10 protein-coding genes and 1 other RNA gene are annotated in these 14,692 nt (G+C 56.4%); 2 read left to right on the top strand and 9 right to left on the bottom strand.

Going from position 1 to position 14,692, the window contains the following annotated elements:
* Nucleotides 1-6 precede the first annotated feature (6 nt).
* From sufS to ydiJ, 8 genes are all read right to left on the bottom strand, one after another.
* Complete coding sequence (gene sufS / locus BMF08_RS14670) at nt 7-1,227, bottom strand: cysteine desulfurase SufS (RefSeq protein ID WP_072568287.1); 1,221 nt, start codon at nt 1,225-1,227, stop codon at nt 7-9.
* Complete coding sequence (gene sufD / locus BMF08_RS14665) at nt 1,224-2,495, bottom strand: Fe-S cluster assembly protein SufD (RefSeq protein ID WP_072568286.1); 1,272 nt, start codon at nt 2,493-2,495, stop codon at nt 1,224-1,226. Before sufD ends, sufS begins: the two co-directional genes overlap by 4 nt.
* Nucleotides 2,470-3,216, bottom strand: coding sequence for a Fe-S cluster assembly ATPase SufC (sufC, locus tag BMF08_RS14660; RefSeq protein ID WP_072568285.1), 747 nt, complete (start codon nt 3,214-3,216; stop codon nt 2,470-2,472). Before sufC ends, sufD begins: the two co-directional genes overlap by 26 nt.
* A gap of 9 nt (nt 3,217-3,225) precedes the next feature.
* Nucleotides 3,226-4,710: a Fe-S cluster assembly protein SufB gene (gene sufB, locus BMF08_RS14655; RefSeq protein ID WP_072568284.1), complete on the bottom strand. Its 1,485-nt coding sequence runs from the start codon at nt 4,708-4,710 to the stop codon at nt 3,226-3,228.
* Between the two features lie 8 nt (nt 4,711-4,718).
* Nucleotides 4,719-5,087 (bottom strand): Fe-S cluster assembly scaffold SufA, encoded by a 369-nt coding sequence (gene sufA / locus BMF08_RS14650; RefSeq protein WP_072568283.1) that lies wholly within the window; start codon nt 5,085-5,087, stop codon nt 4,719-4,721.
* 703 nt (nt 5,088-5,790) lie between these two features.
* Nucleotides 5,791-6,705, bottom strand: coding sequence for a kdo(2)-lipid IV(A) palmitoleoyltransferase (gene lpxP, locus BMF08_RS14645; protein ID WP_072568282.1), 915 nt, complete (start codon nt 6,703-6,705; stop codon nt 5,791-5,793).
* Between the two features lie 201 nt (nt 6,706-6,906).
* Nucleotides 6,907-7,317, bottom strand: coding sequence for a 1,4-dihydroxy-2-naphthoyl-CoA hydrolase (menI, locus tag BMF08_RS14640; protein WP_072568281.1), 411 nt, complete (start codon nt 7,315-7,317; stop codon nt 6,907-6,909).
* Nucleotides 7,314-10,370, bottom strand: coding sequence for a D-2-hydroxyglutarate dehydrogenase YdiJ (gene ydiJ / locus BMF08_RS14635; protein WP_072568280.1), 3,057 nt, complete (start codon nt 10,368-10,370; stop codon nt 7,314-7,316). Before ydiJ ends, menI begins: the two co-directional genes overlap by 4 nt.
* Nucleotides 10,371-10,570: 200 nt before the next feature.
* Between ydiJ and ydiK the strand changes: the two genes are divergently transcribed.
* Together ydiK and rprA are read left to right on the top strand one after the other, a co-directional pair.
* On the top strand, nt 10,571-11,674 hold the full coding sequence (gene ydiK, locus BMF08_RS14630; protein ID WP_072569438.1) for an AI-2E family transporter YdiK: 1,104 nt from the start codon (nt 10,571-10,573) through the stop codon (nt 11,672-11,674).
* Between the two features lie 180 nt (nt 11,675-11,854).
* Nucleotides 11,855-11,962, top strand: an RNA gene (gene rprA, locus BMF08_RS14625) — antisense sRNA RprA.
* Between the two features lie 64 nt (nt 11,963-12,026).
* Here rprA and ppsA read toward each other — a convergent pair.
* Nucleotides 12,027-14,405: a phosphoenolpyruvate synthase gene (gene ppsA / locus BMF08_RS14620; RefSeq protein WP_072568279.1), complete on the bottom strand. Its 2,379-nt coding sequence runs from the start codon at nt 14,403-14,405 to the stop codon at nt 12,027-12,029.
* Between the last annotated feature and the right edge of the window lie 287 nt (nt 14,406-14,692).

Genomic DNA, 14,692 nt, shown 5'->3' with positions numbered 1-14,692 from the left:
CCCCTGTCAGCCTAATAACTGATGAATGCGTTTCAGTCCGGCTACCAGACGATCCACTTCTTCTTGCGTGTTGTACATCACCAGCGACGCGCGGCACATGGCCGGCACATTGTAAAACGCCATCAGCGGCATCGCGCAGTGATGTCCGGTACGCACCGCGACGCCGTAATTATCGAGAAAACTGCCCACGTCATAGGCGTGATGTTTCCCCAGATTAAAGGCGATAACCCCCAGACGATCCGCCGGGCCGTAAAGCGTCAGATCCGGGACCTCCGCCAGCGCGTTAAGCGCATAACGCATCAGTCCGCGTTCGTGTTCGGCAATGGCGTCCAGTCCCAGCGCAGTGACGTACTCAATAGCGGCACCAAAACCGATAATCGCCCCGGTATTCGGCGTGCCCGCCTCGAAGCGCCACGGCGCTTTCGCCCAGGTGGTGCCTTCCGTCAGGCTGACGGTGGCGATCATCGCCCCGCCCCCTTCCCACGGCGGCATCGCCTGCAGGATCGCCTCTTTTACATAAAGAATGCCGATACCGGTCGGGCCATACAGTTTATGGGCGGAGAAGACGTAAAAATCGCAGTCCAGCGCCTGCACGTCCACCGCGTGATGCATCACCGCCTGCGCGCCGTCCACCAGCACTTTTGCGCCCTGTTGATGCGCCTGTGCGATGATCGCCGCCAGCGGATTCTCGGTGCCGAGCACGTTAGAGACGTGCGTCACCGCCACCAGCCGCGTGCGGTCATCGAGCAGCCCGGCAAGGGCGTCCAGTTGCAGGGTACCGTCCTGATTAATCGGGATCACGCGCAGTTCAGCGCCGGTGCGTTCACACAGCATCTGCCAGGGCACGATATTGGCGTGATGCTCCATGGCGGTAATGATGATGTTGTCACCCGCCGCCACATTGCTGTTGCCCCAGCTGTTGGCGACGAGGTTGATGCCTTCAGTGGTGCCGCGCACGAACACCAGCTCTTCCGGCGTACGGGCGTTGATAAACCGTGACGCCTGGGTGCGCACGTTTTCCATGCGCTGGGTGGCTTCGGCACTCAGGGTATGAATGCCGCGGTGCACGGCAGCGTAGCCGTGACGATAAAACTCCGCTTCGGCATCAATCACCTGATTGGGTTTTTGTGCGCTGGCGGCGCTGTCGAGATACGCCAGCGGCTGGCCATTCACTTCACGCGTCAGAACCGGAAAATCCGCCCGTACGCGCTCAACGGAAAAACTCATGCGATGCCCCCTGGCAGGCGCTGACCGATACGGGACAGTACCTCATGCCTGAGCGCCTCGTCGCTGATGGCTTCCGTCAGTTCAGCGGCAAAGGCGTAGATGATCATTTGCTGCGCGGCCTTCTCATCAATGCCGCGCGAGCGCAGGTAAAACATTTGTTCATCGTCGATGCGGCCAATGGTCGCGCCGTGGCTGCATTTTACGTCATCGGCGTAAATTTCAAGCTGCGGTTTGGTATCCACTTCCGACAGACGGCCAAGCAGCAGATTGTTGTTGGTCATCTGCCCGTCGGTTTTGATGGCATGCTGCGCCACGTTAATCAGCCCGTTGAATACGGCCCGGCCTTTGTCAGAGACGATGGTTTTGTGCAGCTGACGGCTGTTGCAGTAGCCCTTGTTATGGGCAAGCCAGGTACGGGTGTCGCACACTTCACTGTTCACCGGCATCACCAGGCTGTTCACGCGCAGCGTGGTGTTTTCGCCGTTCAGCGCCATGCTGGTGTTGTGACGCAGCACCGCCCCGCCGAGCAGAAAACTGTGGCTGTGCGCGGCGGCATCGGCGGCCAGCAGAATATCGTTATGCGCAAAGTGGTAGCTCTGCGGATTTTCAAACGCCAGCTTCGCGTGATGCAACTGCGCATTGGCCGCCACGTTCATGGTCAGACGCGAGCCGGTAAAATGCCGCTGATCGTTCAGGCTGACGTAATGCTCATAGACCGTCGCCTCTGCGCCCTGCTCCAGATCCAGATGATGGCGATAGTGGGCGGTGTTCATCTCCTCGCCCGCCAGTCCCTGGGTGATATGCATCAGCAGCAGCGGCTTCGCCGGACGCTGGTTGCGCACCACGCGGATATGGGTGACGCTGTGCGCCAGGCTTTCCGTCAGATGCAGAAACACTTCCGGCTGTACCGGCGCGGGCAGCGCGGCGCGCTCGTCGTTAATGCTGACCACAAAGCCGCTGTTTTCGGTACTGTCGCTGAGTTCGGCGTCAAAGCGCCCGTCGACAAACACCAGTCGCACCGCGTCCACCGGCAGAGCCAGCGCGTCACGCTGTGCGGCGGATAACCGGGTCTGCGTGCTGACAAAGTGGCTGCTGAGCAGCCCTTCCAGCGGCGTGTATTTCCAGTTTTCGTGCTTACGCGTCGGCAGCCCTAAACGCAGCACCTGTTGCAGATGCTGCTGCGCCTGTTCCGAACGCGCGCTGCCCTCGGTTTCAAACAGATGATGCCACTGTTGCAGCGCGTTACTGCTGTTCGGTAAGCCAGCCATAGCCCTGCTCCTCCAGTTGTTTCACCAGCGTAAAATCACCGGATTTCACAATGCGGCCCTGGTACAGCACGTGCACAAAGTCGGGCTTGATGTAATCCAGAATGCGCTGGTAGTGCGTGACGATGATAAAGGCGCGCTTTTCGTCGCGCAGGGAGTTCACCCCTTCGGCAACGATTTTCAGCGCATCGATATCCAGGCCGGAGTCCGTTTCATCGAGAATGCACAGTTCCGGCTCCAGCACCGCCATTTGCAGAATGTCGTTACGCTTTTTCTCGCCGCCGGAGAAACCGACGTTAACTGAGCGCGTCAGCAGATCTTCGGGCATTTTCAGTAGCTTGATTTTCTCTTCCATCAGATCCTGGAAGTCAAAACGATCTAACTCATCCAGCCCGCGATATTTGCGCACGGCGTTGAGCGCGGTTTGCAGGAAGAACTGGTTGCTGACGCCGGGGATTTCCACCGGATACTGGAACGCCATAAAGATGCCTTCGCCCGCGCGCTCTTCCGGCGACAGCTCCAGCAGATCTTTGCCGTGGAACTGCACTGAACCACCGGTCACTTCATAATCTTCGCGCCCGGCAAGGGTTGCTGAGAGCGTACTTTTCCCGGAGCCGTTTGGCCCCATAATGGCGTGCACTTCACCAGGACGCACTTCCAGGTTCAGACCGCGCAGGATCTCTTTCTCTTCAACGGCAACCTGCAAATCTTTAATGCTTAACATGTAATTTCCTTAACCGACGCTGTGCTCAAGGCTGATGGCGAGTAATTTCTGGGCTTCAACGGCAAACTCCAGCGGCAGCTCGGAGAAAACATCCTTACAGAAGCCGTTGACGATCATCGAGATCGCATCTTCTTCGCTGATGCCGCGTTGCAGGCAGTAGAACAGCTGATCTTCGCCGATACGCGAGGTGGTAGCTTCGTGCTCCAGCTGCGCGCTGTTATTGCGGCATTCCACATACGGGAAGGTGTGAGCGCCGCAGTCCGGGCCAATCAGCATCGAGTCACACTGGGTAAAGTTACGCGCGTTAGTGGCGGTCGGCATGATTTTTACCAGCCCGCGATAGCTGTTCTGACTTTTCCCGGCGGAGATCCCTTTCGAGATAATGGTCGAACGGGTGTTCTTGCCGATGTGGATCATCTTGGTGCCGGTATCCGCCTGCTGATGCCCGCTGGTCAGCGCCACCGAGTAGAACTCGCCGATGGAGTTGTCGCCGCGCAGAATGCAGCTCGGGTATTTCCAGGTGATGGCCGACCCGGTTTCCGACTGCGTCCAGGACATTTTGCTGTTTTCGCCTTCACACAGCGCACGCTTGGTGACGAAGTTCAGAATACCGCCGGTATTGTTATCGCCGGGGAACCAGTTCTGCACGGTGGAGTACTTCACTTCCGCATCTTTGTGAATGATCACTTCCACCACCGCCGCATGCAGCTGGTAGCTGTCGCGCACCGGCGCGGAGCAGCCTTCGATATAGCTGACGTAGCTGCCTTCATCGGCGATCAAAATGGTGCGCTCGAACTGGCCGGTTTTTTCCGCGTTGATACGGAAATAGGTGGACAGCTCCATCGGACAGCGCACCCCTTTCGGGATGTAGATAAAGGTGCCGTCCGAGGCGACCGCCGCATTGAGCGCCGCAAAGAAGTTATCGTTCGACGGCACCACGGTGCCGAGATACTTCTGCACCAGCTCCGGATGATCGTGGATCGCCTCCCCGAAGGAGCTGAAGATCACGCCGTGCTCAGCGAGCTTTTCACGATAGGTGGTGGCCACGGACACCGAGTCAAAAATGGCGTCCATCGCCACTTCGCGCCCTTCACGCACCGGTACGCCCAGCTGATTAAAAGCCTCTTCCACTTCGTCGGTCAGATAGCTGCCGGCGCCGGTTTGCTGTACCGCGCCCGGCTGCGAGGCGCAGGTGTCGTCGCAGTTGCCGCAGGATGGCGCGGAGTAGTAGCTGTAATCCTGGTAATCCAGCTTGTCGTAATGGGCTTTAAGCCAGTGCGGTTCTTCCATTTCCAGCCAGGCATGATAGGCCTTCAGGCGGAACTCCAGCATCCATTCAGGTTCGTTGCGTTTGGCCGAGATCGCCCGCACGACATCTTCATTGATGCCGTGAGCCATTTCGTCCGTCTGTAACCGGGTGAAGAAGCCCTCTTTGTAATTCAGCGGGCCGGACCAGGTTTTGACATCGTCAGTCGCTTCAGTATTACGAGACATAGTACCGCCTATACCCCAAAGCTTTCGCCGCAGCCGCATTCGTGCTGCGCTTTCGGGTTATTGAATTTGAAAATCTGATTCAGTCCTTCGCGCACATAGTCCACTTCGGTGCCGTCAATAAAGGGCATCGCCTGAAGCGGCACGTAGAGACGCGCGCCGTCGAACTCGAACAGCAGATCGTCTGCCACCGGATCGAAAACCGTATCAAGAACATAACCAAAACCGGCACAACCGGTCTGTTTGATACCCAGACGTACGCCGAGCAGCTCTGGCTGCTTTTCCACCAGCGCGCGGATATGCTTCGCGGCGGCTGGCGTTAATGTCAGGCCCTGCCAACCGGGATCGTTGGGGTCGAAGGTTCCTGCTTGCAATTCCATAGGTCTACCTCACGTGATTGCGCCATAGGGCATAACGCTATGTTAGTGATAATGATTATCACTTCAACCTCTATTCCAAAGGGTTATTCCCTGAAGCGCTCTTTTTGCACAGTTCTATTAAGCATAGACCCTCACAACCGGGTTAACCGGAAAGGTCTGCGATAACTAAGCATTTGAATATAAAATATTTTTATGCGGTGGTCTTTAACACACCCTGGAGAAATGAAACATGCATAGGCAATGCCTATTTATCAGATAGGATTTTATAACAATTCTGTAATATAAACGTGACAAATGATGCGGGCAGTATGCCCATGAGACGCAGTTTGTCATTGCAGGCCGGGTCAGTTGCGGTAGGTCGGGTAAGCGAAGCGCCACCCGACAAAATTGGGCCTGGGCTTTTTGTAGCTGCGGAACTATTACGGTGATGTGATTGCACGGGCTTTATTTTGAGGCTGCCTGTACGGCAGTGCACTTGCACTTTGTCGTATCCAATAAAGCGCAGCATTTCTAAGCTGCCTGTACGGCAGTGAACAGCAATAGTATCACGCCAACCCATTGTATTTTTGAGTTAAAGCACTCCTTTCTCATAAAATACCCTTTTTTACATGTAACAAATCACTCATCGAAAAATCAATAAGTTATCGTAACGGTAAAATAAAAGGGTCAGCGCCTGCCAGGGAAGGCAGGCGTACAGCGAAGCTTAACGATACAGTGAAGACTCGCCCATCGGGCGGGTTTTGAAGCGGCGGTGCACCCACAGGTACTGGTCGGGGGCGCGTAAAATCTCACGCTCGACAACCCTGTTCATGTAGCTGGCGGCTTCGAATTCATTTTCTTTTGGGTAATCGGTCAGCTCGGGGCCGATAAATAATGAATATCCTGAACGGTCAGGCTTGCGCACCATCGTCACCGTCAACATCACAGAGCCGGACAGACGCGACAGCACATAGGTACCGTTGGTGGTGGCGGCGTTAACGTCAAAGAACGGCGCGAAGGTGCTGCCCTTGCGACCATAATCCTGGTCCGGGGCAAACCATACGGCTTCACCCTTTTTCAGCGCGTTGACCAGCCCTTTCAGGTTACGGCGGTCGATCATCGATTTATTGGAACGCATCCGGCCCCGGGTCTGCACCCACTCCATCAGCGGATTGTTATGCGGACGATAGGTCGCCATCATTGGCTGGCACAGGCCCATCACCCGACCGCCCAGCTCCAGCGACATAAAATGCACGCCGATAACCATCACGCCTTTCTGTTTTGCCTGCGCATCCTGCAGATGCTGATAACCCTCAACATCAAACCAGCGACGCACGCGCTCGTCCGGCCAGAACCAGGCCATGCCGGTTTCCAGCAGCCCCATGCCCAGCGAGCGGAAATTATTTTCGATTAAGACTTCGCGCACCAGCGGATCCATCTCCGGAAAACAGAGTTCCAGATTGCGGCGGGCGATGCTTTCACGGCGTTTCAGAAAGGGACGCGCCAGCGTACCGAGCGAGGTACCGAGACGAGCGATCAGTGGATAGGGTAACTGCACCAGCAGCCAGAGAACGCCAAGACCAAACCATGTAAACCAGTGGCGTGGGTGAAGAAAAGAGAGCTTTAAGGAAGTACGCATTACAAGATTACCTGAAAAACACACATTAAGTAGCGCGCAAGGAAACCACGATTCTTATTTCCAGGCTTATATGCGTTACCGTCTCTGGGTTAGACAACACTGCCACTCAGAGATTCAATATTGCGCACTATATCACACTACGAAATTATCACGCGATGGATAGATTGGAGTGGGCGGCTGCGTCTACAACCGCCCAGAGGATTAGATAATGGCGGTGGTGAGGCGGGAGGCGCAGCACAGGCGGTTCTGTTCATCGTAAATGTGGATCTGCCAGACCTGATGACGTCCCCCCGTATGCAGAGCGGTACAGACGCCGCGCACACGGCCGCTGCGCACCGCGCGGATATGGTTGGCATTCACTTCCAGCCCCACCACATTTTGTTCGCCCTCGCTGCACAGATAGCCCGCCACCGAGCCAAGCGTTTCCGCCAGCACCACAGAGGCGCCGCCGTGCAGCAGGCCAAATGGCTGATGCGTGCGGCTGTCCACCGGCATCGTCGCCTCGAGACTGTCAGCAGTGATACGCTCAAATCGTATATCCAGCAGCCCGACCATATTCCCTTCGCTCATGGCGTTTAACGCCTCCAGCGTCGCTTCACGTTTCCAGATCATCCAATTATCTCCAGTAAAGCCTGTAACGGATGGCGTACCCCGCTGCCCTCAATACGCTTAACCTGACTCCGGCAGGAATAGCCGGTCGCCAGACAGCGATTACGCGGCAGACGTTGCATCGCCTGATGCCACGACAGCTCATAAATCCCCAGCGAACTGGCGTGATTTTTAACTTCATGGCCGTAGGTGCCCGCCATGCCGCAGCAACCGACGCTGATGTTTTCCAGTTTCGCGCCGAAACGGGCAAAGATAGATGCCCACTGCCCCGGCGTCCCCGGCAGCGCGGTGACTTCGGTGCAGTGGCCGAACAGATACCAGGCCTCGCCGCTGACCACGCGCGGCTCGACGTTTTCCAGCACCGCCGGCAGCCACTCATGCACCAGCTGCACGTTAAACTCGCCGCGTTTGTCGCCCAGCGTTTGTTTATATTCATCGCGATAGCACAGCACCAGCGCCGGATCGACCCCCACCATCGGCATCCCCAGTTGCGCAATGCGCGTCAGGAAGTCTGAGGTTTTCTGCGCTGTTTTCGCAAAGCGCATCAGGAAGCCCTTGATATGCTGCGCTTTGCCGTTTGGCGAGAATGGCAGGATCACCGGCTGGTAGCCCAGTTTTTCTGCCAGCCGCACAAAATCGCTCACCACCTGCGCATCGTAATAGCTGGTAAAGGGATCCTGCACCACCAGCACCGTGCGGGCTTTTTGTTCGTCGCTTAACTGTTCCAGATTTTCCAGCGTCATATTGGCGGTGCGGTGCCCCACCAGCTGCTGTTGCAGCGACGGCACCGACAGGAGCGGCAAATCCACCATGCCGATGCGTTTTTCCGACAGCGTGCGCAGCCAGGGCTGGCGCAGGAAGAAGTTGAAGGTCTTCGGCGCGCGGGCCATCAGCGGTGCATAGCTTTCCACCGAGGCGACCAGGTGATCGCGCAGCGGGCGGAGATAGCGGGTGTGATAAAGTTGCAGGAAGCGGGAGCGGAACTCCGGCACATCGATTTTAATCGGACACTGAGTCGAGCAGGCTTTACAGGCCAGACAGCCGGACATCGCCTCTTTCACTTCATGAGAAAAGTCATATTCGCCCTTGCGCGCATGCCAGCTATTGCGCGTTCGTTCGATAAGTCCCCGCAGGCTGACGCGACTTTCCGCCAGCTCTTTTTCCAGCTTCAGCGGATCGACGCCGCGATCCGCCAGCAGACGCAGCCATTCACGCACCAGGGTGGCGCGGCCTTTCGGCGAATGAATACGGTTGCTGGTGATCTTCATTGACGGGCACATCGGGCTTTTGACATCAAAGTTAAAGCACAGACCGTTACCGTTACACTCCATCGCGCCGCGCCAGGAAGCACGTACGGCAATGGGGATCTGGCGATCAAAAGTGCCGCGTTTTACCGCGTCCACCTGCATCATGGGCGCGTCAACGCCCGCAGGCGGACAGATTTTTCCCGGGTTCAGGCGGTTATGGGGATCAAAGGCCGCTTTGATTTTGCGCAGTTCGCCGAACAGCTGTTCGCCAAAAAACGCCGGGCTGTATTCGGCGCGGAAGCCTTTGCCATGCTCGCCCCACAGCAGGCCGCCGTATTTCGCGGTCAGCGCCACGACCTCGTCGGAGATCTGCTTCATCAACATCTCCTGCTGCGGATCGCACATGTCCAGCGCCGGACGCACGTGCAGTACACCGGCATCCACATGTCCGAACATGCCGTAGCTCAGTCCGTGGCTGTCCAGCAGCGCGCGGAATTCGACGATGTAATCCGCCAGATGCTCCGGCGGCACGCAGGTATCTTCCGCAAAGGGGATCGGCTTGGCCGCGCCCTTTGCGTTACCGAGCAGGCCGACGGCTTTTTTACGCATGGCGTAGATACGCTCAATGCCTGCCAGATCGCCGCACACCTGCCAGCCAATCACCCCACCCTGCTCTGTGGCGATTAGGCTGTCCAGCCGCTGACAGAGATCGCTGACCTGGCCGTCGATCAGGGCTTCGTCGTCACCGGCGAACTCAACAATGTTCAGGCCCAGCATCTCTTTATCCGGCACATCGGTGATCAATTCATGCACCGAATGCCAGACGATATCTTCCCGCGCCAGATTGAGCACTTTTGAGTCGACGGTTTCCACCGACAGCGCCCGCGCTTCCACCATAAAAGGCGCATTGCGCAGCGCTGAGTTGAAGGAGTCGTATTTGATGTTTACCAGACGGCGCACTTTCGGCAATGGCGTAATATCCAGCCGCGCTTCGGTAATAAACGCCAGCGTGCCTTCGGAGCCGGTCAGGATGCGGGTTAAATCAAAACGGGTCATCTCGTCGTTAAAGACGTGACGCAAATCGTAGCCGGTCAGGAAGCGGTTCAGTTTTGGAAATTTATCGATGATCAACTGGCGGTTATCCCGGCAGCTTTCATAAACGGCTTTGTAGATGCGGCCAATGGCGGTCTGCACCTCGCCGAGGGTTTCCGCCAGCTCCAGCGATACCGGCTGCGTGTCCAGAATATCGCCGCCCATCAGCACCGCCCGCACGCCCAGCGTATGATCCGAGGTTTTGCCGTACACCAGCGATCCCTGTCCGGATGCATCGGTGTTGATCATTCCGCCCAGCGTGGCGCGGTTACTGGTGGAGAGTTCCGGCGCAAAGAAATAGCCGTAAGGTTTCAGATACTGGTTAAGCTGATCCTTAATTACCCCGGCTTCGACGCGCACCCAGCCCTCTTCGGGGTTGATTTCCAGGATGCGGTTCATATAGCGCGACATATCGACCACAATACCGGCGTTCAGCGCCTGGCCGTTTGTGCCGGTGCCGCCGCCACGCGGGGTAAAGATCAGCGATTCGAAACGCGGTTCGGCGGCAATACGCGCAATCAGCGTGACGTCGGCGGTTGATCGGGGGAAGACCACGGCATCAGGGAGGAGTTGATAGATGCTGTTATCGGTCGCCATCGTCAGCCGATCGGCATAACTGGTGGCGGTGTCTCCGGTAAAACCTTGTTGCTCCAGTGCCTGTAAAAAATTCAGCACCAGCTGAACGACGCCGGGTGCCTGAGAAATCTGTGGGATCATTACTGTTGACCCTGCCTGACTGTTAGAGTTGTGAGTATTTAATCGTTTGCATTGCGCGTTTATCGTTGTATCACATTTTTTTCTTATACGCGCGGCAGAATTACAGGCAGAATTCGCTGTCTGAAATCGCTGATATTTCGCAGATTCTGAAATACATTTTTTGCGCCAGCTTCCGGCGCACCAACAGGATGAAGAAAAATATGGTTAATTTTCGACAGGCCAGGGATGTACCGCAAATTTTGCTGTCGGTGCTGTTTTTAGCGCTGATGATTATCGCCTGTTTGTGGATCGTATGGCCGTTTGTACTGGGTTTCGCCTGGGCGGGCACCATTGTGATCGCCACCTGGCCGCTTTTTTTACGCCTGCAACGCCGTTTGCTGGGCCGCCGCTCGCTGGCGGTGCTGGTGATGACGCTGTTCCTGATCCTTGTCTTTGTGATCCCCATTGCGCTGCTGGTGAACAGTCTGGTGGACGGCAGCGGCCCGGTGATCCACGCCATAACCGCAGGCGATATGACCTTACCCGATCTGGCCTGGCTTAACAGTGTTCCGCTGGTGGGCGATAAGCTTTATACCGGATGGCATAACCTGCTGGATATGGGCGGCAGCGCCATCATGGCGAAAGTGCGCCCCTATATCGGCACCACCACCACCTGGTTTGTCGGCCAGGCGGCGCATATTGGCCGCTTCCTGATGCACTGTGTGCTGATGCTGCTGTTCAGCGCCCTGCTGTACTGGCGCGGCGAGCAGGTGGCGCGCGGTATCCGTCATTTCGCCACCCGGCTGGCCTCCAGCCGTGGCGACGCGGCGGTGCTGCTGGCGGCACAGGCGATCCGTGCGGTTGCGCTGGGGGTGGTGGTCACCGCGCTGGTGCAGGCGATCCTCGGCGGCATCGGGCTTGCCGTGGCGGGCGTGCCTTATGCCACGCTGTTCACCGTGGTGATGATCATGTCGTGCCTTATCCAGCTTGGCCCGCTGCCGGTGCTGATCCCGGCGATTATCTGGCTCTACTGGAGCGGCGACACCACCTGGGGCACGGTGCTGCTGGTGTGGAGCTGCGTGGTGGGTACGCTGGATAACGTGATTCGTCCGGTGCTGATCCGTATGGGCGCAGACCTGCCGCTGATCCTGATTTTATCCGGCGTTATCGGCGGGCTTATCGCCTTTGGCATGATTGGCCTGTTTATCGGCCCGGTGCTGCTGGCGGTGAGCTGGCGTCTGTTTGATGCCTGGGTAAAAGAAGTGCCCGCACCGGTAGACGTTCCGGCGCAGCCTGTCGAAGACATAGAAGCGAATAAAAAATAATCATTCGGCGGGGAAACCCGCCGATAATTAAGTGCTGCTAATCAATTCCCACTACGTCTGCGAATATTCCTGGTACTTTCCCCATGCCATGGCGTTTATCTGTCGCAAATTCTTTACGCTTATTTAACTATTGAGACGAATCTGATCGACGCAAAAATTCGTCATGCCTACTATTAGGTCACGGTTATAAATCAACGCATTGATTTATAAGCATGGAAATCCCCTGAGTGAAACAACGAATTGCTGTGTGTAGTCTTTGCCCATCTCCCACGATGGGCTTTTTTTTATCCTTAAAACGGCGTTTTAAAGATAAAAAAATCCCCGGATAATTCCGGGGACGATGGCAGGTTAATTATTTTTTCAGCTCGGCAAGACTTAGCCAGGTTTGTACCACGGTATCCGGATTCAGAGAAAGACTGTCAATTCCCTCCTCCATCAGCCAGGCGGCAAAATCTTCATGATCGGACGGCCCCTGGCCGCAGATGCCCACGTATTTACCCTGTTTCTTCGCCGCGCGGATCGCCATGGAAAGCAGCGCTTTTACCGCGTCGTTACGTTCGTCGAAGAGTTCAGAAACCACGCCGGAATCGCGGTCGAGGCCCAGCGCCAGCTGCGTCATATCGTTGGAGCCGATGGAGAACCCGTCGAAATACTTGAGGAACTGCTCTGCCAGCAGGGCGTTGGACGGAATTTCGCACATCATGATCACTTTCAGCCCGTTTTCGCCGCGCTTAAGCCCCTGACGCTCCAGCTCCTCAATGACCGCTTTCGCCTGCGCCACGGTGCGCACAAAGGGGATCATGATCTCGACGTTGGTCAGGCCCATTTCGTTACGTACGTATTTCACCGCGTCGCACTCCAGCGCGAAGCAGTCGCGGAAGCTGTCGGCCACGTAACGCCCCGCGCCGCGGAAGCCAAGCATCGGGTTTTCTTCTTCCGGCTCGTAACGCTCGCCGCCCACCAGGTTGGCGTATTCGTTCGATTTAAAATCAGACAGACGCACAATCACGCGTTTCGGGTAAAACGCTGCCCCCAGGGTTGCGATGCCTTCGCTCAGACGTCCAACGTAAAAGTCTTTCGGCGAATCGTAACCTTTCATCAGCGCACGGATCTCTTTTTGCAGCGCCGGGTCCTGATCGTCAAACTCCAGCAGCGCGCGTGGATGCACGCCGATCATACGGTTGATGATGAATTCCAGGCGCGCAAGACCCACGCCTTCATTGGGCAGGCAGGCGAAGTCAAAAGCGCGATCCGGGTTGCCGACGTTCATCATGATTTTCAGAGGCAGATCCGGCATGGTGTCGACGCTGGAGCTTTTCACGCTGAAATCGAGCATCTCGGCATAGACGTAACCGGTATCACCTTCGGCGCAGGAAACGGTGACTTTTTCGTCATCCTTCATGCGCTCGGTGGCATCGCCGCAGCCCACCACTGCCGGAATGCCCAGTTCACGGGCGATGATCGCCGCGTGACAGGTGCGTCCGCCACGGTTGGTGACGATGGCCGCCGCTTTTTTCATGATCGGCTCCCAGTCCGGGTCGGTCATGTCGGTGACCAGCACGTCCCCTGGCTCAATTCGGTTCATCTCGCTGATGTCGTGGATCACTTTTACCGGACCCGCGCCAATGCGGTGGCCAATTGCACGCCCTTCAGCGATGATTTTGCCCTGGTCATGCAGGGTATAACGCTCCATGACCTGACCGCGTGAACGCACGGTTTCCGGACGCGCCTGCACGATAAAGAGTTTGCCGGTATGACCGTCTTTCGCCCATTCAATATCCATCGGACGACCGTAGTGTTTCTCGATCTGCACCGCCTGTTTCGCCAGCTCCTGCACTTCTTCATCGGTCAGCGAGAAGATGTCGCGGTCGGCTTCCGGCACATCTTCAATGCGCACCTGCTTGCCGTGCTCCTGGGTCGGGGCATAGATCATGCGGATTTTTTTCGAGCCCATGGTGCGGCGGACGATGGACGGACGCCCGGCTTCCAGCGTTGGTTTGTGCACATAAAACTCGTCAGGGTTGACCGCGCCCTGCACCACCATCTCGCCGAGTCCCCATGCAGAAGTGATAAACACCACCTGATCGAAGCCGGATTCAGTATCAATGGAGAACATAACGCCGGAGGACGCCAGATCGGAACGCACCATACGCTGTACGCCCGCCGACAGCGCCACGCCACGGTGGTCATAGCCCTGATGCACGCGGTAAGAAATGGCGCGGTCGTTAAACAGTGAGGCAAAAACATGCTTCACCGCCACCAGCACGGCATCGTAGCCCTGCACGTTAAGGAAGGTTTCCTGCTGACCGGCAAAAGAGGCATCCGGCATGTCTTCTGCGGTGGCGGAGGAGCGCACCGCAAAGGAGGCTTCTGCGTCGTCAGCAGACAGCTGGTTATAGGCCTCGTGAATGGCCTGTTCCAGTTCCGGCTGGAAAGGTGTGTCGATGATCCACGCCCGAATTTGCGCGCCTGCTTTCGCCAGTTCGCCCACGTCATCAATATCCGTTTTATCCAGCAGATCATAGATACGTTGGTTTACGCCGCTTTGATCAAGAAACAGATTAAAGGCATCGGCGGTGGTGGCGAATCCGTTCGGTACGGAAACACCCATACCGGACAGATTGGTGATCATTTCACCCAGGGAGGCATTTTTGCCTCCAACTCTGTCTACATCATTCATGCCGAGTTGGTTATACCAAAGCACCAGCGGTGACGAGCCATTGTTGGACATCGAACAATCCTTTTGTGATATATGAACGGGTTTAAGAAAGACCTTATAACGCAATTATCCTGGCATACTTATTCCGCTGAAAAAAACGGTGAATCGTTCAAGCAAATTTTATTTCTGCTTTTTCGGACTGTTTCCCGATTAGCGGTAAGTGTCTGAATCATCTGAATTCATGAGAACTGGCGCGCACTGTGCTCAGCATTGGAAAATGAAATGCACTTTTCATTAAAAATAAAAACAGCATTTCATTTTTTAGAATTGCCGACTACTGACTACGCATCCTGGTGATT

Origin of the sequence: Enterobacter sp. SA187, from assembly GCF_001888805.2 — a bacterium.
GTDB lineage: Bacteria > Pseudomonadota > Gammaproteobacteria > Enterobacterales > Enterobacteriaceae > Enterobacter_D.
The sequence above is the reverse complement of the archived record's forward strand: the minus strand, read 5'-3'. Positions and strand labels throughout refer to the sequence as shown.